The organism is Pseudomonas sp. B20(2017) (assembly GCF_002113125.1).
In the GTDB taxonomy this organism is placed as follows: Bacteria; Pseudomonadota; Gammaproteobacteria; order Pseudomonadales; family Pseudomonadaceae; genus Aquipseudomonas.
The window spans coordinates 83,814-105,161 of sequence record NZ_NEJP01000004.1 but is presented as its reverse complement, the minus strand read 5'-3'; the positions used below and the strand labels follow the sequence as shown (position 1 = coordinate 105,161).

At 61.6% G+C, this 21,348-nt stretch carries 21 protein-coding genes and 1 tRNA gene; 4 read left to right on the top strand and 18 right to left on the bottom strand.

Going from position 1 to position 21,348, the window contains the following annotated elements; all coding sequences use genetic code 11:
* The 5 genes from cysW to dibA all read right to left on the bottom strand — a co-directional run bounded on the left by cysW (position 1) and on the right by dibA (position 5,307).
* Positions 1-873: a sulfate ABC transporter permease subunit CysW gene (cysW, locus tag CAF63_RS07410; protein ID WP_085684273.1), complete on the bottom strand. Its 873-nt coding sequence runs from the start codon at positions 871-873 to the stop codon at positions 1-3.
* Positions 874-886: 13 nt separating this feature from the next.
* Entirely contained in the window at positions 887-1,705 is an 819-nt protein-coding gene (gene cysT, locus CAF63_RS07405) for a sulfate ABC transporter permease subunit CysT (protein WP_007952818.1), read from the bottom strand.
* A 156-nt stretch (positions 1,706-1,861) separates the two neighbouring features.
* Entirely contained in the window at positions 1,862-2,875 is a 1,014-nt protein-coding gene (locus CAF63_RS07400; RefSeq protein WP_011331904.1) for a sulfate ABC transporter substrate-binding protein, read from the bottom strand.
* Between the two features lie 139 nt (positions 2,876-3,014).
* Positions 3,015-3,197: a sulfur starvation response protein OscA gene (gene oscA, locus CAF63_RS07395; protein WP_039772974.1), complete on the bottom strand. Its 183-nt coding sequence runs from the start codon at positions 3,195-3,197 to the stop codon at positions 3,015-3,017.
* Positions 3,198-3,387: 190 nt separating this feature from the next.
* Entirely contained in the window at positions 3,388-5,307 is a 1,920-nt protein-coding gene (gene dibA, locus CAF63_RS07390; protein WP_085684275.1) for a phosphodiesterase DibA, read from the bottom strand.
* Between the two features lie 146 nt (positions 5,308-5,453).
* Between dibA and desA the strand changes: the two genes are divergently transcribed.
* Both desA and CAF63_RS07380 read left to right on the top strand, forming a co-directional pair.
* The gene (desA, locus tag CAF63_RS07385; RefSeq protein ID WP_085684277.1) at positions 5,454-6,638 is read left to right on the top strand and encodes a delta-9 fatty acid desaturase DesA; all 1,185 of its coding nucleotides are present in this window, start codon (positions 5,454-5,456) and stop codon (positions 6,636-6,638) included.
* Between the two features lie 146 nt (positions 6,639-6,784).
* The gene (locus CAF63_RS07380) at positions 6,785-7,774 is read left to right on the top strand and encodes a sensor domain-containing diguanylate cyclase (protein WP_085684279.1); all 990 of its coding nucleotides are present in this window, start codon (positions 6,785-6,787) and stop codon (positions 7,772-7,774) included.
* 138 nt (positions 7,775-7,912) lie between these two features.
* Here the strand turns inward: CAF63_RS07380 and CAF63_RS07375 are convergent, their stop codons facing one another.
* The 6 genes from CAF63_RS07375 to CAF63_RS07350 form a co-directional block, all read right to left on the bottom strand.
* A complete protein-coding gene (locus CAF63_RS07375) occupies positions 7,913-9,124 on the bottom strand; it encodes a response regulator (RefSeq protein WP_085684281.1) in 1,212 nt (403 codons plus the stop codon).
* Between the two features lie 141 nt (positions 9,125-9,265).
* Positions 9,266-10,543, bottom strand: a complete 1,278-nt coding sequence (gene gabT, locus CAF63_RS07370) for a 4-aminobutyrate--2-oxoglutarate transaminase (RefSeq protein ID WP_085684283.1) — start codon at positions 10,541-10,543, stop codon at positions 9,266-9,268.
* A gap of 186 nt (positions 10,544-10,729) precedes the next feature.
* On the bottom strand, positions 10,730-12,172 hold the full coding sequence (gene gabD, locus CAF63_RS07365; protein ID WP_011331898.1) for an NADP-dependent succinate-semialdehyde dehydrogenase: 1,443 nt from the start codon (positions 12,170-12,172) through the stop codon (positions 10,730-10,732).
* 317 nt (positions 12,173-12,489) lie between these two features.
* Positions 12,490-12,807, bottom strand: a complete 318-nt coding sequence (locus CAF63_RS07360) for a RebB family R body protein (RefSeq protein WP_085684285.1) — start codon at positions 12,805-12,807, stop codon at positions 12,490-12,492.
* Positions 12,808-12,850: 43 nt separating this feature from the next.
* Positions 12,851-13,390, bottom strand: coding sequence for a hypothetical protein (locus CAF63_RS07355; protein WP_085684287.1), 540 nt, complete (start codon positions 13,388-13,390; stop codon positions 12,851-12,853).
* The gene (locus CAF63_RS07350; protein WP_085684289.1) at positions 13,390-13,617 is read right to left on the bottom strand and encodes a RebB family R body protein; all 228 of its coding nucleotides are present in this window, start codon (positions 13,615-13,617) and stop codon (positions 13,390-13,392) included. Before CAF63_RS07350 ends, CAF63_RS07355 begins: the two co-directional genes overlap by 1 nt.
* 198 nt (positions 13,618-13,815) lie before the next feature.
* Between CAF63_RS07350 and CAF63_RS07345 the strand changes: the two genes are divergently transcribed.
* A tRNA-Arg gene (locus CAF63_RS07345) sits at positions 13,816-13,892 on the top strand.
* Positions 13,893-13,959: 67 nt separating this feature from the next.
* Here CAF63_RS07345 and CAF63_RS07340 read toward each other — a convergent pair.
* The 5 genes from CAF63_RS07340 to CAF63_RS07320 form a co-directional block, all read right to left on the bottom strand.
* Positions 13,960-14,229 (bottom strand): hypothetical protein, encoded by a 270-nt coding sequence (locus CAF63_RS07340; RefSeq protein WP_256574496.1) that lies wholly within the window; start codon positions 14,227-14,229, stop codon positions 13,960-13,962.
* A 20-nt stretch (positions 14,230-14,249) separates the two neighbouring features.
* On the bottom strand, positions 14,250-14,852 hold the full coding sequence (locus tag CAF63_RS07335) for a hypothetical protein (RefSeq protein ID WP_085684291.1): 603 nt from the start codon (positions 14,850-14,852) through the stop codon (positions 14,250-14,252).
* Entirely contained in the window at positions 14,849-15,430 is a 582-nt protein-coding gene (locus tag CAF63_RS07330) for an RNA polymerase sigma factor (protein WP_178081277.1), read from the bottom strand. Before CAF63_RS07330 ends, CAF63_RS07335 begins: the two co-directional genes overlap by 4 nt.
* A gap of 29 nt (positions 15,431-15,459) precedes the next feature.
* A complete protein-coding gene (locus CAF63_RS07325; RefSeq protein ID WP_085684295.1) occupies positions 15,460-17,151 on the bottom strand; it encodes a VWA domain-containing protein in 1,692 nt (563 codons plus the stop codon).
* A gap of 88 nt (positions 17,152-17,239) precedes the next feature.
* Positions 17,240-17,800 carry a YbhB/YbcL family Raf kinase inhibitor-like protein gene (locus CAF63_RS07320; protein ID WP_085684297.1) on the bottom strand — a complete coding sequence of 187 codons (561 nt, stop codon included), beginning with the start codon at positions 17,798-17,800 and terminating at the stop codon, positions 17,240-17,242.
* Between the two features lie 139 nt (positions 17,801-17,939).
* On the opposite strand from CAF63_RS07320, the gene CAF63_RS07315 reads away from it, so the two are divergent.
* On the top strand, positions 17,940-19,469 hold the full coding sequence (locus CAF63_RS07315; RefSeq protein WP_085684299.1) for an FAD-dependent oxidoreductase: 1,530 nt from the start codon (positions 17,940-17,942) through the stop codon (positions 19,467-19,469).
* Here CAF63_RS07315 and pgaD read toward each other — a convergent pair.
* Positions 19,462-19,995, bottom strand: coding sequence for a poly-beta-1,6-N-acetyl-D-glucosamine biosynthesis protein PgaD (gene pgaD, locus CAF63_RS07310; RefSeq protein ID WP_085684301.1), 534 nt, complete (start codon positions 19,993-19,995; stop codon positions 19,462-19,464). The two genes, CAF63_RS07315 and pgaD, sit on opposite strands and share 8 nt — an antisense overlap.
* The gene (pgaC, locus tag CAF63_RS07305; protein WP_085684303.1) at positions 19,992-21,347 is read right to left on the bottom strand and encodes a poly-beta-1,6-N-acetyl-D-glucosamine synthase; all 1,356 of its coding nucleotides are present in this window, start codon (positions 21,345-21,347) and stop codon (positions 19,992-19,994) included. Before pgaC ends, pgaD begins: the two co-directional genes overlap by 4 nt.
* Position 21,348: the final 1 nt, after the last annotated feature.

Below are 21,348 nucleotides of genomic sequence, written 5' to 3'. Positions count from 1 at the left end.
TTATTCCTCCGCGGCGCTGGCGCGCAGGCGGTTGATACGGTTTTCGCTCCACTGCTTGAGCAGCAGGATGAAGAGCGCCAGGATCAGCAACAGGCTCGCCACGGCGAACGCGGCCACGTGGTTGTATTCGTTGTAGAGGATCTCGACGTGCAGCGGCAAGGTGTTGGTCACCCCGCGAATGTGCCCGGAGACCACCGACACCGCACCGAACTCACCCATGGCCCGCGCGGTACACAGCACCACGCCATAGATCAGGCCCCATTTGATGTTGGGGACGGTCACGTGCCAGAACATCTGCCAGCCATTGGCGCCGAGCAGGCGCGCGGCTTCCTCTTCCTGAGTGCCTTGTTCCTGCATCAGCGGGATCAGCTCACGGGCCACGAATGGCACTGTGACGAAGATCGTCGCCAGCACGATGCCCGGCAGGGCGAAGACGATCTGGATGTCGTGATCCTGCAGCCACGGCCCGAACAGGCCCTGGGCACCGAACATCAACACGTAGACCAGACCAGCGATCACCGGCGACACCGAGAACGGCAGGTCGATCAGCGTCACCAACATACTCTTGCCGCGGAACGAGTATTTGCTCACGCACCACGCGGCGCTGACACCGAACACCAGGTTCAGCGGCACCGACACCAGCACCGCGATCACGGTGAGCTTCAGCGCCGACAAGGCATCCGGTTCAAAGATCGCAGTGAAGAATGCGCCGAGGCCGTTCTTCAATCCCTGCGACACCACGATGAACAGCGGCAGCAGCAGAAACAGGAAGAAAATCAACCAGCCGAGGCCGATCAGGACTCTGCGCGAAGTGGCGCTGCCACGGCGGGCGGCGTTGGCCGAGGACGCGGCCGCAATAGACGATTGGGACATGGTTCGCGCCTCCTTATGGGGTTTCGATGCGCCGCTGCAGCAAGTTGATCAGCAGCAACAGGACGAAGGAAACCACCAGCATCAACACGCCGATGGAGGTAGCGCCGGTGTAATCGTACTGGTCGAGCTTGACCATGATCAGCAGCGGCAGGATCTCGGTTTTCATCGGCATGTTGCCGGCGATGAAAATCACCGAACCGTACTCGCCAACGCCCCGGGCAAACGCCAGGGCAAAACCGGTCAGCCAGGCCGGCAACAGCGCCGGCAGCAGAATGTGACGGAACACCTGCAACGGTTTGGCACCCAGGCACGCGGCCGCTTCTTCGACTTCACGCGGGATGTCGGCCAGCACCGGCTGTACCGTGCGCACCACGAACGGCAGGGTCACGAAGGTCAGCGCCAGGGTAATCCCGAGCGGGGTGTAGGCGATCTTGAAACCAAGGTCGGCGGCGAACTGCCCGACCAGCCCGGTCGGCGTGTACAGCGCCGTCAGCGCAATACCGGCCACCGCGGTCGGCAAGGCGAACGGCAGATCGATCATCGCGTCGATCACCTTGCGCCCCGGGAACGTGTAGCGCACCAGCACCCAGGCCAGCAACGTGCCGATGATGCCGTTGATGATCGCGGCGCACAGCGCGGTGCCGAAGCTCAGCTTCAGTGCGGCGAGGACGCGGGGCGCGGAGATGATCGTCCAGAACTGATCCCAGGTGAGTTGGGCGGCGTGGACGAACATCGCCGCCAGCGGGATAAGCACAATCAGGCTGAGGTACACCAAGGTGTAGCCCAGCGTCAGCCCGAAGCCGGGTATGACGGGGGAGATACGACGCGACATAAAAGTCCTTGGTTAAAAACGCATCAATGTGGGAGCGGGCTTGCTCGCGAATGGGCCCTATCATTCAACATTTACGTCGTCTGACACACCTTCTTCGCGAGCAAGCCCGCTCCCACATGGTTTCGTGCCTGAGCATCAGGCTCGTTTCATTTGAGATTACTGCGCCTGATAGATCTGGTCGAACACGCCACCGTCGTTGAAGAATTTCGGTTGCGCGGTTTTCCAGCCACCGAAGTCCTTGTCGATGGTCACCAGTTCCAGTTTCGGGAACTGCTGGGCGTACTTGGCAGCCACGTCCTTGTCACGCGGGCGGTAGAAGTTCTTCGCCGCGATTTCCTGGCCGGCCGGGCTGTACAGGTGCTTGAGGTAGGCTTCGGCGATCTGCTCGTTGCCCTTCTTCTCGGCGTTCTTGTCGACCACGGCCACCGGTGGTTCGGCGAGGATCGACAGCGAAGGCACGACGATGTCGAACTTGTCCTTGCCGCCGTCTTCTTTCAGCGCCAGGAAGGCTTCGTTTTCCCAGGCCAGCAACACGTCACCCTGACCGTTGTTGACGAAGGTGATGGTCGAGCCACGGGCGCCGGTGTCCAGAACCGGAACGTGCTTGAACAGGGTCTGTACGTATTCCTTGGCTTTGGCCTCGTTGCCGCCGTTGGCTTTCAGGCCGTAGGCCCATGCCGCGAGGAAGTTCCAGCGCGCACCGCCGGAGGTTTTCGGGTTCGGGGTGATGACCGAGACGTCGTTCTTGATCAGGTCGCCCCAGTCCTTGATGCCTTTCGGGTTGCCTTTGCGCACCAGGAACACGATGGTCGAGGTGTAAGGAGTGCTGGCGTCCGGCAGACGCTTCTGCCAGTCAGCCGGCAGGGTTTTGCCGAGTTTGGCGATTTCGTCGATGTCGCCGGCCAGGGCCAGGGTCACGACGTCGGCGCGCAGACCATCGATCACCGCACGGCCCTGCTTGCCCGAACCGCCGTGGGATTGCTGGATTTTCACGGTGTCGCCGGCGTGCTCCGACTGCCAGTACTTCACGAACTCGGCGTTGTAATCCTGATACAGCTCGCGCGTCGGGTCATAGGACACGTTGAGCAGTTCGTAATCCTTGGCAACCGCGGAACCGGCAAACACAGCGCTGGCCAGGGCGGCCAAAGCGTAACGGCGAATCGACGACATGGTGAAAGCTCCTGGAATTCTTGGTGGTGGCTTTTTCTTATGAATTTCGAAAATCGGGTTGCCTGTAAAGATCACCGCCTGCGCCCACTCTTGCATTGATCCCCGGCAAGAGCGGGCGCAGGCTGGAATCTTTTCGGTTTCAGCTCGGTTTGTTGCCCGGTTGCTGCAAGCGGAATTTTTCTTTGCGTTCGATCTGGACCACCTGGGCGTTATGCACAGTGATTTCCACCGCGCCGAAACGCAGGTCGCGCAAGGCGCTCTGGATTTCGCGCAAAATGGTGCTTTCGTCCTGACCGTCAACGCTACGCAGGGATGCGCTCATGGTGCTGCTCCTTTGTATGGGATATGCCTGGCAGTGGGCGGCACTGCGTTCGGCGTGGGAGCAATATAAGAGAGGCGCGGATATTCTTAAAAAGACTATTTAAGAATGTTTATATAACTGGAAAACATTATGTGATGCAGCAAGGGTTTGCGGCGGATTTGACCGTGGGCAAACCCGCCGTACGCCACTCTCATTCGATCAAGGGCGCCCGGTTCCAGTCGATTTGCGCTTCCGGAACCGGCCGCCCAAACCAGTAGCCCTGCCCCAGATCACAGGCCTGGCCCAGCAGGAACGCCGCCTGTTCCGCCTGCTCGATGCCCTCGGCGTGCACCTGCATGCCCATACTGCGGGCCAGGGCGATGATCACCCGGACGATCGCCGCGTCGTCCTCGTCCCACGGCAGGCCGGCGACGAAACCCTGATCGATCTTGAGCTTCTGCACCGGCAGGCGCTTGAGCCGCAGCAACGACGAATAACCGGTACCGAAGTCATCGATGGCCAGACGAATGCCCAGCTCGCGCAGGCGATGCATCTGTTCCAGCGCGACTTCCGGATCGTCCATCACCGCGCTTTCGGTGACTTCCAGCTCAAGGTAGGCCGGATCCAGGCCAGTGTCGTGCAGCACCTGCGCAACCTGCTCGTACAACTCGCGGCGGGCGAACAGGCGTGACGACACGTTCACCGCGACAAACGACAGCACCACCCCGGCCTGCTGCCATTGGCACATCTGCCGGCAGGCGTGCTGCATGACCCAGGCATCGATTTCCGAGATCAGCCCGGTACGCTCGGCAATAGGAATGAACTCCGCCGGCGACACCAGGCCCCGTTGTGGATGTTCCCAGCGCACCAACGCCTCGACGCCGATCAGGCGGCTGGTTTTCAGGTCGTGTACCGGTTGGTAGTAGACCCGCAGCTCCTGCTGCTCCAGCGCGCGGCGCAATTCGAAGGCGATTTCGACCCGCTGCTGGGCGTGGGCAGTGAGCTCTTCGGTGTACAGCGCGTAACCGTTGCGGCCACTGCTCTTGGCCTTGAACAGCGCCGCATCGGCGTTACGCAACAGCTGTTCGGCGCTCAACGCATCGCTGGGAAACAGACTGATGCCGAGGCTGGCATTGATGAACAGTTCATGGCCGTCGAGGCAGAACGGCTCCTTGAGCGCATCGAGAATGCGCTGAGCCAGCGCCGCCGCCTGCGCCGGCTGTGGACAACTTTCCAGCAGAACCGCGAATTCATCGCCGCCCAGCCGCGCCAGGGTGATGCCCGGCCCGAACAGCGCCTGCAAACGCGCCGCGACCGCCTTGAGCAAACGGTCACCGATGGTGTGGCCGAGGCTGTCGTTGATCAGTTTGAAATGGTCCAGATCGATCATCAGCAGCGCGCAGCCGCGCTTGTGGGTCTGCGCCGATGCCAGCGCCTGTTCGGCGCGGTCGCTGAACAGCAGGCGATTGGGCAGGTCGGTCAGCGGATCGTGGTGAGCCAGGTGCTTGAGTTCGTGTTCGGAATCCTTGATCGCGCTGATGTCCGAAAACACCGCGACGTAATGGCTGAGCCGATCGTCCTCGTCGCGGATCACCCGAATGGTTTGCCACTGTGGATAAATCTCGCCGCTCTTGCGCCGGTTCCAGATTTCGCCGCTCCACTCGTCCTTCGTCTGCAAGGTGGCGAACATCGCCTGATAGAACCCCGGAGGATGGTGTCCGGACTTGAACAGGCTGGGCTGCTGGCCGATGACTTCCTCGCGCTGATAACCGGTGATTTCCATGAAGGCGCGATTGACGTGCACGATCAGCCCCTGCCGGTCCGTGACCAGCACGCCTTCGCGGGTGCAATCGAATACCGCAGCAGCCTGACGCAGGCGTTCGCGATCCGCCTGGCGTTCACGCAATCGGGCACCGATCCCCAGGCATTCGAACAGCCGCGCCCGGGCCAGGAAGATCAACCCGGCGCTGAGCGCTACGAACACGTAGCCGTTGATCAGTTGCCAGCGCAGCAGTTCGTCTGAGTTATCGAAGAAACTGTTCAATAAATAGCCAGTACCTTGCAGCCAGACAACGGCAAGGACCAGGTAAAGCAGCGCTGCACGCAAGGCATCGCGGTAAGTGGCAGACATTCGGCCGTCCATGTCCCTACAAAAATGTCGGGATTATAGGTCAAGAAACATCCAGCCATCTCTTATCTGAAAGGGCGACTGGTTTTATCTGTGTGCTTGGTGATAATGCAACGGCTGTTTTTTCTTTATCGAGGGCCCTATAGCCTATGTGGTACGAAGGTTTTCTTGGCTTGTCGGCCTGGTCACTGGTCGCCGTCACCCTGGTGATGACCCACGTGACGATCGTTGCCGTCACGGTCTACTTGCACCGCTACTCGGCCCATCGCTCCCTGGAGCTGAATGCCGGCCTGAAGCATTTCTTCCGTTTCTGGCTGTGGCTGACCACGGCACAGAACACCCGCGAGTGGACCGCCATCCACCGCAAACACCACGCCAAATGCGAAACCGAAGATGACCCGCACAGTCCGGTCGTCAAGGGTCTGTCCACGGTCCTGCGCAAAGGTGCCGAGCTGTACCGCGAAGAAGCGCAGAACCCGGAAACCCTGCGCATCTACGGCAAGAACTGCCCCGAAGACTGGATCGAGCGCAACCTCTACAGCCGCTACCGGCTGCTGGGCGTGGCGATCATGGCCGTCGTCGACCTGCTGCTGTTCGGCACCATCGGCATCACCATCTGGGCGATCCAGATGATGTGGATCCCGGTCTGGGCGGCCGGTGTGGTCAACGGTCTCGGCCATGCCGTCGGCTACCGTAACTTCGAATGCCGCGACGCGGCGACCAATCTGGTGCCTTGGGGCATCCTGATCGGCGGCGAAGAACTGCACAACAACCATCACACCTACCCCAATTCCGCCAAGCTGTCGGTCAGGAAGTGGGAGTTCGACCTCGGCTGGGCCTGGATCCAGGTCTTCAGCTTCCTGCGTCTGGCCAAGGTTCAGCGTGTTGCCCCGATCGCCCACCGCGTCGAAGGCAAGGGCAGCCTGGACATGGACACCGCCATGGCGATCCTCAACAACCGCTTCCAGATCATGGCCCAGTACCGCAAGCTGGTGATCGGGCCACTGGTGAAGCAGGAGTTGGCCAAGGTCGATCACTCGGTACGCCACCAGTTTCACCGTGCCAAACGCCTGCTGTCGCGGGAAACCAGCCTGCTGGAAGATCGCCACCACGCGCGCATCCAGAACATGCTCGAGCACAGCCAGGCGCTGAAGGTAATCTACGAGAAACGCCTGGCCCTGCAGCAGATCTGGGTCAAGACCAGCGCAAATGGCCACGACATGCTCGCCGCCATCAAGGAATGGGTACACGAGGCCGAGGCCAGCGGCATCCAGTCCCTGCGTGAATTCGCCGACCAGTTGAAAACCTACTCGCTGCGCCCTGTCGCCGCCTGAGTGCCGTTGATCGGTGCGCCCGGTTCCCGGGCGCACCCTTCGGAACTTCACCCTCGATCCCCTATCTCAAAGACACTTCGCCACCCCCGGCGGGTTTTCCCGTGGCCGTTGTCGACTGATCGGCACGCCTTTTGAGATTCGTGTCGATGGTCAACAACAATCAAAAAGACTCATCCCCTCCCCAGTGGCCCGAGGCCGCGCAAACCCTGATGGCATTGATGCACGCCCAGGGCGAAGTCGCCCGGCTCAGCGAACGCGAGCAGCTGTTCAGTTCGCTGCTGGTCAGCGTCAACGCCGTGCTTTGGGCCTTCAACTGGGAAACCCGTCAGGTGCTGTACGTCAGCCCCGCCTATGAACGGATTTTCGGCCGCTCCGCCGCCCTGCTGCTGGCCGACTACAACCAGTGGCGCGACAGCATCTACCCGGACGATCTGGAATACGCCGAACGCAGCCTCGCCGAAGTGCTGCACAAAGGCGCCGTGGAAGACCGCGAATACCGGATCATCGCCGCCGACGGCCAGGTGCGCTGGATCAGTGACAAGTGCTTCATCAACCGTCAGGACGAACCGGGGCAACCGGTGATCATCGTCGGCATCGCCGAAGACATTACTGACAAGAAGCAGATGGAAACCGAGCTGCAACGCCTGGCCACCACCGACGTGCTGACCCAGAGCAGCAATCGCCGACACTTCTTCGAATGCGCTCACCGTGAATTCGAAGACGCCCGCCTGCAAGGCGCGCCACTGGCGTTCCTGCTACTGGACATCGATGACTTCAAGGTGATCAACGACACCTACGGCCACCCCGAAGGCGACAACGTGCTGCAACGGATCGCCGAATGCGGTCGTGCCTCGTTACGCCGGGGCGACCTGTTCGGGAGGATTGGTGGTGAGGAGTTTGCTGCGGTTTTCCCGGGTTGTGCGCCGGACATGGCAATGCAGGTGGCCGAACGGCTGCAACGGGAAATCCAGCGGCTGAGCTTCAATCACGCCGATCAGACGTTCGGCATCACCGTCAGCCAGGGCCTGACCAGCCTCACCGCGGAAGACGAAAGCCTCGACACCCTGTTCGCCCGCGCGGACGCAGCGATGTACGAGGCCAAACGGCAGGGCAAGAACCGGATCATTTCCGCCTGATTCAAGACCTCAGCCCAACACAAGACTACTGTGGGAGCGAGCTTGCTCGCGAAGGCGTCTTGTCAGTCAACATAGCGCTGACTGGCATACCGCTTTCGCGAGCAAGCTCGCTCCCACAGGGATTCGTAGTGCGCGCGGTTATTTACGCATCCGCATCAGCTCCGGCAAGCCGATCTTGAGCAAACGCGCCGTGCGGCTCTTGGCCAGTTCCTCGACGCCTTCATGCTCGGTCAACCTCGCCATCTGCGCCGCCATGTTCATCACCAGCGCTTCGCGGGAATACACCCCGCCACCGAGCTGGTAGACCGAGGCAATCAGCTCGCGCAACTCCAGCGGCAAGCGCCAACGGGTGCGCAACGCTGAACCATATGCCGCACCGAATTCCGCCAGCGCATCGCCGACTTCCTCCAGTTCATCCAGCTCGCCGCCGGCCTGCTTCCATTCCTGCAGACAACGCAGTAACGCCAGATCGCCAAGGCGATGGAGCATCCCGGCGCAATAGCAGCGCTCCTGATCCAGATCGAGCAGCCGCGCCAGCGTGCGGGCGTACTCGGCGGTGTGCAGCGACAGGCCCCAATAGCGCTCGGCGTAATCGGCCAGGCACGGGTCGCTGAGTCGGGCGCTGCGCTTGAGTGCCAGGCCAAGAATCAGGTTCATGCTCTGCCCGGTGCCCAAACGATGCAACGCCTGCGCCAGCGTCTGCACCGGCGCACCATGGTGCTGCGCGGCGCTGTTGGCGGCAGCAATCAACACGGCGGTGATCTGCGGATCGGTGCGGATTTCCTCTTCCAGCAGCTTCAGATCCAGCCCATTGGGATTGAGGCTGCGTTTGACCGCCACCTGCACGTCGGTCATCAGCGGCGCACCATCGGCCTGCTCGCGGCGTCGTTCGAGGAACACAGACAAGGTCATACCTGGCGCCAATGCGGGCACTTCGCAGAACACTTCTTCGCCAGCATTGAGCAGCAGTCCCTGCAAACGCTCGGTCAGGCTTTCCATGTTCAGGGGTTTGGCCAGGTAGGCGGTCGGCGCCAGCGGCAAGGCTTCGCGCACGCTGGCGCTGTCGTTGCGACTGCTCATCAGAATGAACGGCAGCGGCGGATTGCGTTTGCGCTGACGGACACTGCGCAACACGCTCAAGCCATCGACACCGGGCAACTCCCAATCGACGATCGCCAGGTCATAGGGGACTTCGCTGAGCAGCGTCATTGCCTCCTGGCCATCGGCGCACAGATCCAGCCGCGCATCGCAGCGCACATTCAGCAACACTTGTTTGAGCAGGTCACGAGACCACGGGTCGGCCTCGGCAATCAGCACTCGGGGTACAGCGGGTAATTCGACGGCAGTCATGCTCGCCCTCCCTTGCAATGCTTGAACCTTAGCCAATGCTGGCGTTTCGGTACAACCTGAAAACCGCGCAGGTGTTTCTCCAGGCACGAAAAAACCCGCCGAAGCGGGTTTTTTGTCGATCCGATCACACGGTGCTACGGATTACAGCTCCGAGAAGCACTCTTCGATGATCGCCAGGCCTTTGTCCAGTTGCTCGTCCGGCGAGGTCAGCGGTACCAGGACGCGCAGAACGTTGCCGTAGGTGCCGCAGGACAGCAGGATCAGGCCCTTGTCACGCGCCTTGGCCACGACAGCCGCGACGGCGGTCGGGTTTGGCTTGTGGCTGTCGCCGTTTTCGAACAACTCGACTGCGATCATTGCGCCCAGGGCACGGACTTCGCCGATCACCGGATACTTGGCCTGGATGGCTTTCAGGCCAGTGACCAGACGCTCGCCGACAGCCTTGCAGCGGTCCAGCAGTTTTTCTTCTTCGAACACTTCCATCACGGCCAGGGCCGCGGCGCAAGCGATCGGGCTACCGGCGTAGGTGCCGCCCAGGCCGCCTGGAGCGATGGCGTCCATGTATTCGGCCTTGCCGCACACACCGGCCAGCGGGAAGCCGCCAGCGATGGATTTGGCGAAAGTGGTCAGGTCGGCAGCGACGCCCATCTGTTCCATGGCGAAGAAAGTGCCGGTACGGCCAGCACCGGTCTGCACTTCGTCAGCGATCAGCAGGATGCCGTGCTGGTCGCACAGGGCACGCAGACGCTTCATGAACTCTTTCGGCGCGACGTAGAAACCACCTTCACCCTGTACAGGCTCGATGATGATCGCGGCGATGTCTTTCGGCTCGGCGTCGTTCTTGAAGATGCGTTCGATGGAAGCGATCGAGTCGTCGATGCTCACGCCGTGCAGTTCGTTCGGGTACAGCGCGCGGAAGATGCCGCCTGGCATCAGGCCCATGCCGGCCGAGTAAGGCACGACTTTACCGGTCAGGCCCAGGGTCATCATGGTGCGACCGTGGTAAGCGCCGGTGAAGGCGATCACGCCAGCGCGGCCAGTGGCGGCACGAGCGATTTTCACGGCGTTTTCAACGGCTTCGGAACCGGTGGTCACCAGCAGGGTTTTCTTGGCGAAGTCGCCCGGTACGCGAGCGTTGATTTTCTCGCACAGCTCGACGTACGGCTCATAGGCCAGTACCTGGAAGCAGGTGTGGGTCAGCTTGTTCAGCTGCTCGGTCACGGCGGCGATGATTTTCGGGTGCACGTGGCCGGTGTTCAGTACGGCGATACCGCCGGCGAAGTCGATGAACTCGCGACCTTCAACGTCGGTCACGGTCGCGTTCTTCGCGGACTCGGCGAAGATCGGGTGAATCTGGCCAACACCACGTGGAACAGCAGCGGTACGGCGGGCCATCAAGTCAGCGTTAGTCTTGCTCATTACAGTCCTCATTCGCCGCTCATCGGGCGGCGTGGTTCAAGGATAAAGCGGGAGGAATCGGCGGTGGCAGCATGCGATGATCGACTGCCACGGCGTTCCCGGCCGCAGAGAAAATTCCGGTTTGAAACGACGCAAAGGGACAGCGCTCTCGTGCCCTTTGCGTTTACAGCGATCTTCTACCGAGGCTTAGATGCCCAGGCAGAGGTATTTGATTTCCAGGTAATCCTCGATGCCGTACTTGGAGCCTTCACGGCCCAGGCCCGAGGCCTTGATGCCGCCGAACGGCGCGACTTCGTTGGAGATCAGCCCGGTGTTGACGCCGACCATGCCGTATTCCAGGGCTTCAGCCACACGGAACACACGGCCCAGGTCGCGAGCGTAGAAGTACGAGGCCAGACCGAACTCGGTATCGTTCGACATCGCGATCACGTCGGCTTCATCTTTGAAGCGGAACAGTGGCGCCAGCGGACCGAAGGTTTCTTCCTTGGCGACAGCTGCGTCTTTCGGCACGTTGGTCAGGATGGTCGGCTCGAAGAAGTTGCCTTCCATCGGCTTGCCACCGGCCAGAACGGTTGCGCCTTTGCTCACCGCGTCAGCGATGTGCTCTTGCACCTTGGCCACGGCTTTCTCGTCGATCAGCGGGCCAGTGGTGGTGCCCTCTTCAAGACCATTGCCGATCTTCAGCTTGGCGACCGCCACTTTCAGCTTCTCGGCGAACGCGTCGTAGACCGAATCCTGAATGTACAGACGGTTGGCGCAGACGCAGGTCTGGCCGTTGTTGCGGTACTTGGAAATGATCGCGCCTTCGACGGCCTTATCCAGGTCCGCGTCGTCGAACACGATGAACGGCGCGTTACCGCCCAGTTCCAGGGAGACTTTCTTGATGTCCTTGGCGCATTCCGACATCAGCTGACGACCGATTTCGGTCGAGCCGGTGAAGGACAGTTTGCGCACAATCGGGTTGCTGGTCAGCTCGCTGCCGATATCGCCGGCGCTGCCGGACACCACGCTGAACACACCTTTGGGAATGCCGGCGCGCTGGGCCAGTTCGGCCAGGGCGAAGGCGGAGAACGGGGTTTGCGAAGCAGGCTTGAGCACCATGGTGCAACCGGCGGCCAGCGCAGGACCTGCTTTACGGGTGATCATCGCCGCCGGGAAGTTCCACGGGGTGATGGCAGCGGTCACGCCGATCGGCTGCTTGATCACGATCAGGCGCTTGTCCGGCTGGTGGCCCGGAATCACGTCGCCGTAGATGCGCTTGGCTTCTTCGGCGAACCACTCGATGAAAGAAGCGGCGTAAACGATTTCGCCCTTGGCTTCAGCCAGTGGTTTGCCTTGCTCGAGGGTCATCAGGCGAGCGAGGTCGTCCTGATTCTCGATCATCAGTTCGAACCAGCGACGCAGCTTGCCTGCACGCTCCTTGGCGGTCAGTGCACGCCAGGCCGGCAGCGCCTTGTCGGCGGCTTCGATGGCACGACGGGTTTCGGCAGCGCCCATTTTTGGCACGGTGCCCAGAATCTCGCCGGTGGCCGGGTTGTTGACCTTGATCGTCTGACCGTTGTCCGCGTCGACCCATGCGCCATCGATAAAGGCTTGCTGGCGGAACAACTGGGTGTCTTTAAGCTGCATGTCGGCTTTCCTTAACAGCACCGCGCAAGGCGCGGAGCAAAATTATGATTGTAGAAAGGCGCCTCGCAAGGCTGCCGTCAGGGAAATCATTTACCGGGCTGGCATATAGATAGCGCACGACTCAAAACGTGTGCGGCTCAGCACCTGGATAAGGAGCGTTTGAAATCTCAAACGAATCCTAGGTTCAAAGGGGTTGAAGGACAATAGGGCGTTCGAAAAAAAGAACAAAAACGCCGCAATTGCTGAACATTTCAGATCAACGTACAAGTGCCTCTGTTCCCTGCCACCGTCGAACGGCAGGGAACAGAGGATAGCGACTACTTATCCTGAAACGATTTGAGCACCGTCAACAGACTGGTCAGGTTGTCGGCCACCCCCGTCTGCGCGACTTTCTCCGTGGCCGCGGCGCCGGCTGTGGTATCAACGCTGTAAATCTGCATCACGCCCTGATTGGTCGCTGCTTGCGCCAAGGTGTTCTGTTGCTGCTGGGCACTGACGGCGTTCTCGAACAGGATGCCGGTCGAGTGCGCCAGGCTCTGGTAAAGGCTGCCCATCGCCATGGCCGGCGCTTCGGCCACAACCTTGACGCTGGTCTGGGTGACTGCATCGGTAATCTGATCATTCACGGTTGCCATGTTCCGACTCCTTTCAAGGGACAGTGGGTGTTGCAAATATTGCTCAGGCGCCGGACGACCGCTCAGGCTGGCTGGCGCTGAACTGGGCAATGCTCTGATTGATTCGCTCAAGTGCCTGGTCCACTCCGTCGGCGTCCAGCACCCCACTCGCCGCGACCACCGCTGCGGCCCCGCCCACCAGCAGATGGGTATTCAACGCGCCGAGCGCACTTTCGGTGGCGGCGTCGAGGTCATCCTTGATGATGCTCTCGGTCATCTTGCGCAGCAGCACACCTTGAGAAGCCAGAGCGAGCTTGGTGACACCGTCGAAGTAGCTCGCCGCCGACTGCGCCACCAATCCGCTGGCCTGACGAATCAACAGCTCCGAACCCAGCGACGCCAGTGCGGGCGCATTGGCCGCCAACTGAGTGTTGAGCAGGTTCACCGCTTCGACGATCTGTCGGTTCAAGGCGTCGGCACCCACGCCCTCAGACGATTGCTGGAGCAGATGCTCGTTGAGTGATTCGAGCAATGAAGCCGCAGCGGCGGCCGGATCAACGGCCGGCTGTTGCGCACCGTCGGTCTGCGCCTTTTCCCTGGCCATCAGGATCGCCCTCCCACCGCCAGAATCTGCTGCACGGCCGCCGCCACGGTGGCGTTGCCGATGATGTTCAGCGCCTGCTGATGACTGACCGCGTTCTGCAACGCCAGACTGACCGCATGACTGCTGACCTGAGTCAGCGTAGCAATGGCCGTGGCCGGTGCAGAACCGACGACCTGCACGGTCGATTGGGTGACAGAGTCGGTGATTTGAGGATTGACGACGCTCATGCTTTTCTCCCTGAATAAGACGATCGAGGAACCCGCCGCAGGAAAACAATAGAACAGCTGCGCCAAACTGCCACGAGAGCGTTTTGCAGGACGTTACAGCCTTTTGGAATGCGCCCTGCACCGACACAAACACTGACAATGACCCGGCAAAAACCGGCATGGACGCCCCGAGCCGACCTAGGTATGATGTCGCCCGCTGCACCAGTAGCTCAGCTGGATAGAGTACTGCCCTCCGAAGGCAGGGGTCGTGGGTTCGAATCCCGCCTGGTGCGCCATTGATTTAAACGAAAAAGCCCCGGACTGTGATGGTCCGGGGCTTTTTTGTACCTGCCGACTGGCGACTCACTCCGTCGTCCAGTCAAACTCGTCATATTCATCATCGTCTTCTTCGTCCTCGATCAAGTCATCATCGAGAACGTCTTCCTCCAGATCCCCTTCGGCCTGTTTGGCCAGAAGAAACTCCTTGCGACTCTCCGTCACTGCCCGCCGCAGTTCCTCACCCTTCACCGGGCAGTTGAGCATTTGGGCGATGCGGTCGATTTTTTGGGCCACGGCATCCTCCAGCGCATCGGCAATGACCCGATAGTGCGCGTTTTTGCGGGTCAATGCCAAATGGCGGATGGCTGATACGGTCAGTTCTTGCGGATTTTTTCCAGTCGCAGGTCGAGATTCACGTTCGGGTAGCGCTTGTGCAGGTTGTTGAACAGGCTGTCGGCCGCTTGCGACTGGCCGGACTCGCGCAGGCGCAGGACTTCGCGCAGTTGCTCGTCGAGACCGTTGACCGGCGCGGCGGCGCGCTTGCTGACCTTGGCTTCGTCCGCCGTGTCGGCGCTGATCGACTCGCTCTGCATTGGTGCGGCGATTTCCGCCATTGGCGCGGGAGCTGGCGCAGAAAGCGCGCCGGTGGGCGCCGACAATGATCGGGCCTCTTGGCGGGCCACTGGCGCAGCCGGTTTCGCGGCGGGGGCGAAATCGTATTGAGCCACGGGTTCCGGCGCGCGTTGCACCAGCGACAGCATCAGCGCGATGCCGACCAGACTGGCAAAAGCCACCTGGTAGCGCGGTTGCTGGCAGGCCTTGAGCCAGCGTTGCCACAGAGTCTGCCGTGGTGCCGAGGTTTCACGGCGGGCGGCGTCGAGGATCAGCGCATCGAGATGCGCCGGCGGTTCGGCGGTGTGCTGTTCGCGCACGTGCTTGAGCACTTGCTCTTCGGGTGTCGGGCGGGCGTCCGTCATGTCAGTACCTCCTCGGCCAGCAGCCGACGCAGTTTTTGCTGGGCGTAGCGCAAGCGGCTCTTGACGGTTTCCAGCGGTGTTTCGGTGAGGCTGGCGATTTGCGCCAGGTCGAGGTCGCCGTGGGCGCGCAGCAGGAACACTTCGCGCTGGTCGGCGGGCAAGGATTGCAGAGCGCTTTCCAGGCGCTGGCTGTCGCGGCTGAGGTTTAGCAGTTGCTCGGGATCGGAGGCGTCGTCGCTGATGGCGTGGGTTTGCTCGTCGTAACTGTCATGCAGCGGTTGCCGGGCCCCGTGTTTGCGCCAGTGATCAATTAGGCGATTGCGGGCAATCTGGAACAGCCATGTACGAAAGGTCGCCCGGCCCTGTGGCTGACTGGCACTGCGGATCAGGCTCAACCAGGTCTCCTGGAAAACCTCATCGGCCAGCTCAGGCTTGCCGCTCAACCCGAGCAGAAACCGGTACAGGCTCTGGCGATGACGGGCGTACAGGATCTCGAACGCCTTGCTGTCACCCTCGCGATAACGGACCAGCAGCGATTCGTCGCTGCTGGCCTCGAGGCTGTCTGCAGAAGCAAACAGCTGTGTGATGAAGCCTTTGAGGCGGCTCACTATTCAATCCGTCGCTCAGTGGAAAGTGCGTTGGAGGCGGTGGACGTACGCAGGCTCTGCGCCAGCTCCACCAGTTGCACGAACTCGTTGCGCAGGCCGAAGCGGTCATCGCCACGGGCACCTCGCGCCAAGGTTTCGGTGTCCTTGAGGCTGAAATCACCGGTGTAGCGGCCGTCCTTGAGTTGTTGGGAAAACGCGGCGACGGCGGCAGCGAAACGCAGATCCTCACTGGCCGGCGCAACCTGACTGGCAATCGGCCGCTCGATCAGCAGACTTTTCCCACCCTCAGGCTTTTGATATCGCACACGCAGCATTGCCAATTCTCCTTTCTTCTCGGAAACAACCGCGTCGTTTTTTCCGTAGCGCAGCGGCTCCAGCCAGCCCTTCTCGCCTGTCGGGACAATTTCATACAACGCCGTCACCGTGTGGCCTGCACCAATTTCACCCGCATCGACCTTGTCATTGCTGAAGTCCTCACGCTTCAACGCGCGGTTTTCGTAGCCGAGCAGCCGGTATTCGCTGACCTGCGCCGGGTTGAACTCGACCTGCAACTTGACGTTTTTCGCCACCACGGCGAGGGTCGAACCGAGTTGATCCACCAACACCTTGCGCGCTTCACGCAGGTTGTCGATGTAGGCGTAGTTGCCGTCACCGGCATCGGCCAGTTGTTCCATCAGGTGCTCATTGTAGTTATCCACACCGAAACCCAGGGTGGTCAGGGAGATACCGGTCTTGCGTTTATCCACAGCCATTTGTTTCAGGCTGTCGAAGTCGCTGATGCCGACGTTGAAGTCACCGTCGGTGGCCAACAGGATGCGGTTGATGCCTTTGGGGATGAACGCCTGCTGCGCCATCTGATAAGCCAGCTCAATGCCTGAAGCGCCGGCGGTCGAGCCACCGGCAGTCAATTGCTCGATGGCCGTGCGAATTTTCGCTTTTTCCCGTCCGGAGGTCGGCTCCAGCACCACTCGGGATTCGCCGGCATATACCACCAGCGACACTCGATCCTGCTCACGCAATTGATCGACCAGCAACTTCAGGGTGCTTTTGACCCGCGGCAAGCCTTCGGGGCGGTCCATCGAGCCGGACACATCCACCAGAAACACCAGATTGGCCGGGGCCAGTTCCGCCACTGCGCGGTCGGAGGCTTTGATGCCGATACGCAGCAAGCGGGTGTGCGGGTTCCACGGTGAAGCGGCCAGTTCGGTGGTCATGCCGAAGGGCGAGCCATCGCTCGGCAGCGCGTAGTCGTAGGGAAAGTAATTGACCATCTCTTCCAGCCGCACCGCGCCATCCGGCGGCAGCCGACCCTGATTGAGCAGCCGTCGCACATTGGCGTAGGCGCCGGTGTCGACGTCGGCACTGAAGGTTGAGACCGGGGTTTCGGCGACGCTGTGGATCGGGTTGTCGGCCAGGTTGGCGTACTGCTCGCGCTGTTCGTCGCGATAGCCTTGTGGATAACTTTCACCGGCCGGCATCGGTGCAAAACGGGCGATCGGCGCCGCCAGTGCACTGCGCTTGGCCATCGCGCTATCGGCCATGACCGCTTCGGGCTGCACGGAGGATTTGAGTTCGGTCTGCCCCGGAGGCGGCGCGACGGTGGTTTCCGGGCTGGATGAAACACCGCAACCGGCAACCGCCAGCAACACACTGGCAGCAAGGGGTCGCAGAAGCGTGGAAGGAAGGGACATGGGGGCTGACCTCGGGGAAGAATTGATCCATTCATCCCCTGAGACGGGCAGCCCTTTCAGTTCGGGTTAAACCTCGCCGAAAATTTTTTCAGCGGTGATAACGCCGTACCGCACTGCTGTTGCGCAGCACGTGGCCTTTGATCTTTTCCATCAGCTGGGTGCGGGTCAGGCCGGCGGGCAAGGCGTCCGGGGCCAGATCCAGGGCGTAGATCTGAATGATGTAGTGGTGCGCGCTGTCGCCAACCGGCGGGCACGGGCCGATGTAGCTGGTGGTGCCTTTGCTGTTGGTGCCACCGACACCTTCAAGGGCCGATTTGGCGCCGACACCGGCCGGAATCTGCCGGGTCGTGGCCTTGATCCCGTAGTGAATCCAGTGATCGACGCCCGCGCCTTTCTGGCCGTCCGGATCATGCATGACGATGGCGTAGCTCAGGGTTCCGCTGGGTCCTGCGTTCCAGCTCAGGGCCGGCGACTGGTTCTTGCCGCCGCAGCCGGCCGCATCGCTGGCCGCCGCCGAGGTGAACAGACGGTTATCCGACACACCGGGAATGCTGAGGGTGAAACGCTCCTGGGCCTGCGCCGGAAACTGCACGCAAAGGGCGACGGCAACGGCCGCCAGCCAAGGGTTTAGAGAGGTCAATCGGGTCATTCCGGGAGCACCTTGTGCAGTTGGGCCTTCGTCGGCCTGCAAACTATAGCCGTACCGTTCGTGCCGTGGCAGTGGGAAATGGCTGAACCTCGCAATGCGGCCCAAACTCGTAAGAGAAATGCCTGTGAGGAGCACGACCATGACCCTGCACCGTGTCGCCCGTTTCGCCGATGTGCCTGAAGACCGTGGGCTGGAGGTGCAGATCGGCGACTGCAAGATCGTCCTGCTGCGCGCCGCCGGCCAGTTGCGCGCCTTTCAGGGGAAATGCCCGCACGCCGGCGCGCCGCTGGCGGAAGGCGCGTTGTGCCATGGTCGACTGATCTGCCCGTGGCACAAGGCAGCCTTTCGTGCCGAGGACGGCGCGTTGTGCGAGCCTCCGGCGCTGGACAGTCTCAAGCGTTATCCGCTGGAATTGCGCGGCGACGAGGTGTGGGTCGATGACCAGCCGCTGCCGGATCCGCACACCCCGCCCCAGGACGATCCGCGCACCTTTGTCATCGTCGGCGCCGGTGCCGGGGGAACCGCCTGTGCCGCCGCCCTGCGGGAGAAAGGCTTCGGCGGGCGGATCGTGCTGATCGACCGCGAACCGGACGCCGGCTACGACCGCACGGTGCTGAGCAAATTCGTGCTGTCCGGGGAAATGCCGACGCCGGAAACCCCGCCCCTGCGCGAAGACGACTTTTACCGCGAACAACACATCAACCGAGTTTCGGGCGAGGTCAGCAGGCTTGATGTCGATACCAAAACCTTTCACCTGAGCGATGGCCGCACACTGAATTACAGCGCGGCGGTGCTGGCCACCGGCGCAACGCCGAACATGCTGGAACTGCCTGGCGCCGACTTGCCCCAGGTGTTTGTCCTGCGTTCCAAAGCCCAGGCGCAATCCATCATGGACGCCGCACAACCGGGCCAGCGCGTGGTGATCATCGGCGACAGCTTCATTGCCCTCGAATGCGCTTCGGCCCTGCGCCAGCACGGTCTCGAGGTGACGGTGCTGGCGCGGCATGCGATTCCCTTCGCGGCGCAATTCGGTGAAGCCGTCGGCAAGGCGATCCGTGCGCTGCACGAAGAAAACGGCGTGAAATTCATCACCGAACACGAAGCCAGGGAGATCACTGGCGACGGCAAGGTCGAGGCGGTGTTGCTCGACAACGGCCTGCGCCTGTCGGCGGATCTGGTGTTGGCGGGAATCGGCGTACACCCGGCCACCGAAGCGTTCGGCAATCTGCCGCGCGAGGAGGATCAATCACTGCTGGTCGATGCCAGCCTGCGCGTCGCCGACAGCCTGTGGGCCATTGGCGATATCGCCACCTTCCCGTTGAACGGCGAGCCACAGCGAATCGAACACTGGCGCCTGGCCCAGCAGCACGCGCGGATTGCCGCCGCGAACCTGCTCGGTGGCGATGAGCATTACCTTGACGTGCCGTACTTCTGGACCTGGCATTTCGGCCGCAACTACGACTATCTCGGTCACGCCGAGGCGTGGGATGCGGTCGAATTTATCGGCGAACCCGAACAGCCGCCGTTTATCGGGCTGTTCGGTTGCAAGGGTGTCGTGGTGGCAGCGGTGGCCTGTGAACAGGAACGGGCGATGGCGCTGCTGGCCGAACGCATGAAACAGCCGCTGCCGATGGAAGAAGCCTGGCGGCTGATCCGGTCTTTCAGGTAAGCGGTTTCAGCGGCTCGCGATTGTCGTCGTCCTCGGCGTGCAAAAAAATCACCCGAGGATGCTCCAGTGGCGCCAGCGGTGGTGGCAGTTCTTCCGGCTGGACCGGCCACAAATGCGGCACCACGTGGCTGACGTCACCGTCCGGATCGTTGTGGATGGTCATCACGCCCGGCCCGCGCAGTTTCTGAAAGCGCTCGTCGCACAGTTTGAAGCTGCGGCTCAGCCCCTCATCGTCGACCACCGGGGACGGCAAGCGGCGCTGGGCGAAACTTCGGCTCTTGCGTTGCTGATAGCGCGCCCAGCCGATCAGGATCACCGCGTTGACCAATGCCACCCACAGGTAAATCTGCAAGGTGCCGAGGGCTTCGAATGCCGAGTTGTCGATACGCGGCCCGCCTTCATGGGTCTCGATCAGCGGCCATAAACCGCGCGCCAGCAGATACAGCAGACCGATCCAGGCCAGCACGGTGAAGAACGCATCGACCACCACCAGAAACGGCCGTTGGCGGGTCCGGATGATTTTCATTTGATAACCTCCTCTTCATCGTCTCCGAGCGGCTTGATACCCCGGTCGGGACTGACCCAGCGCGCACGCTTCTGGTGTTGGCCGAACAGTACTTTGGGGAAACTGACGAGCGTGGTCAGCAGACTGACGAACCAGAACGCGATCGGATACCAGACCACCCAGAACATGGTCTTGCCCAGGCCCGGCTCGTAGCGCCGGTCAATGATGATGCTGACCGCGAACTGCACCAGGCAGACAAACGCCAGCAGCAACCCGGTGAACGCCGGCGGCATCAAGTGATGCACTGCAATCGCTTCGGGCATGACCACGAACTTGCCGACGGCCCAGAAGATCACCGACAACAGGAAGGTGAACGCCCAACCGGTCGACAGGCAGTATTCGAACAGCAGCGGCCACAGGTAACGGTGGCGGTACTGCCAGATCCCGCGAATGTTCTTGAACAGCACCTCGGCACCGCCCTGGGCCCAGCGCAGGCGCTGTTTCCACAGACCGCGCAGCGTTTCCGGCATCAGGATCCAGCACAGGGCACGGGGCTCGTAAAAGATGCTCCAGTGGTCCAGTTGCAGCTTCCAGCTGATGTCGATGTCTTCGGTGATCATGTCCGGGCTCCAGTAGCCAACCCGGTTCAGCGCCGTGCGGCGGAACGCGACGATCACACCCGACACCGTAAAGATCCGCCCGAACACCCGCTGAGTGCGCTTGATCAGTCCGATGATCGACGAGAACTCACCAACCTGAACGCGCCCGACCAGGGTCGAACGCGTGCGGATTCGTGGGTTGCCGGTCACCGCACCCAGTCGTGCGTTGTCGAGCATCGGCGCCACAAGGTAAGCGGCGGTGTTCGGCGCCAGCAGCGCGTCACCGTCGATGCACACCAGATATTCGCTGCGCGCAGCGATGGCGCCCATGCGCAGGGCCACGGCCTTGCCCTGGTTTTCGGCCAGGTGCAGCACCCGCAGTCGTGGATCTTCCTTGGCCAGCGCATCCAGCACTTCGGCGGTGTTGTCCTTGGAGCCGTCGTTGATCGCGATGACTTCGATGTTCGGGTAATGCTGCGCCAGCGCCGCGTGGATAGTGTCGGCGGCGTTGTCGCCCTCGTTGTAGCAAGGAATCAGGATCGAAATCAGCGGTTCGCCTTCCAGCGGTGGCGGCAGGGTGTCGTCCTTCCACGGCCAGTGCCGTTCCCAGTGCAGCCAGAAATACAGGCCACCGGAAATCCACAACCCGGACATGAACAGCGGGTAGAAGAACACGAAGTCCATCAGGAATTGCCCGGTGACCAGGAAGATCAGCCCCAGCGGAACGCCGAGAACGATCGCCAGAACAAGCAGGGCCAGCAGTCTATCCAGCATG

Excerpts from the sequence above, each read along its gene's own strand:
- cysW (WP_085684273.1), bottom strand. The coding sequence starts at position 873 with ATGTCCCAATCGTCTATTGCGGCCGCGTCCTCGGCCAACGCCGCCCGC.
- cysT (WP_007952818.1), bottom strand. The coding sequence starts at position 1,705 with ATGTCGCGTCGTATCTCCCCCGTCATACCCGGCTTCGGGCTGACGCTG.
- CAF63_RS07400 (WP_011331904.1), bottom strand. The coding sequence starts at position 2,875 with ATGTCGTCGATTCGCCGTTACGCTTTGGCCGCCCTGGCCAGCGCTGTG.
- oscA (WP_039772974.1), bottom strand. The coding sequence starts at position 3,197 with ATGAGCGCATCCCTGCGTAGCGTTGACGGTCAGGACGAAAGCACCATT.
- dibA (WP_085684275.1), bottom strand. The coding sequence starts at position 5,307 with ATGTCTGCCACTTACCGCGATGCCTTGCGTGCAGCGCTGCTTTACCTG.
- desA (WP_085684277.1), top strand. The coding sequence starts at position 5,454 with ATGTGGTACGAAGGTTTTCTTGGCTTGTCGGCCTGGTCACTGGTCGCC.
- CAF63_RS07380 (WP_085684279.1), top strand. The coding sequence starts at position 6,785 with ATGGTCAACAACAATCAAAAAGACTCATCCCCTCCCCAGTGGCCCGAG.
- CAF63_RS07375 (WP_085684281.1), bottom strand. The coding sequence starts at position 9,124 with ATGACTGCCGTCGAATTACCCGCTGTACCCCGAGTGCTGATTGCCGAG.
- gabT (WP_085684283.1), bottom strand. The coding sequence starts at position 10,543 with ATGAGCAAGACTAACGCTGACTTGATGGCCCGCCGTACCGCTGCTGTT.
- gabD (WP_011331898.1), bottom strand. The coding sequence starts at position 12,172 with ATGCAGCTTAAAGACACCCAGTTGTTCCGCCAGCAAGCCTTTATCGAT.
- CAF63_RS07360 (WP_085684285.1), bottom strand. The coding sequence starts at position 12,807 with ATGGCAACCGTGAATGATCAGATTACCGATGCAGTCACCCAGACCAGC.
- CAF63_RS07355 (WP_085684287.1), bottom strand. The coding sequence starts at position 13,390 with ATGGCCAGGGAAAAGGCGCAGACCGACGGTGCGCAACAGCCGGCCGTT.
- CAF63_RS07350 (WP_085684289.1), bottom strand. The coding sequence starts at position 13,617 with ATGAGCGTCGTCAATCCTCAAATCACCGACTCTGTCACCCAATCGACC.
- CAF63_RS07335 (WP_085684291.1), bottom strand. The coding sequence starts at position 14,852 with ATGACGGACGCCCGCCCGACACCCGAAGAGCAAGTGCTCAAGCACGTG.
- CAF63_RS07325 (WP_085684295.1), bottom strand. The coding sequence starts at position 17,151 with ATGTCCCTTCCTTCCACGCTTCTGCGACCCCTTGCTGCCAGTGTGTTG.
- CAF63_RS07320 (WP_085684297.1), bottom strand. The coding sequence starts at position 17,800 with ATGACCCGATTGACCTCTCTAAACCCTTGGCTGGCGGCCGTTGCCGTC.
- CAF63_RS07315 (WP_085684299.1), top strand. The coding sequence starts at position 17,940 with ATGACCCTGCACCGTGTCGCCCGTTTCGCCGATGTGCCTGAAGACCGT.
- pgaD (WP_085684301.1), bottom strand. The coding sequence starts at position 19,995 with ATGAAAATCATCCGGACCCGCCAACGGCCGTTTCTGGTGGTGGTCGAT.
- pgaC (WP_085684303.1), bottom strand. The coding sequence starts at position 21,347 with ATGCTGGATAGACTGCTGGCCCTGCTTGTTCTGGCGATCGTTCTCGGC.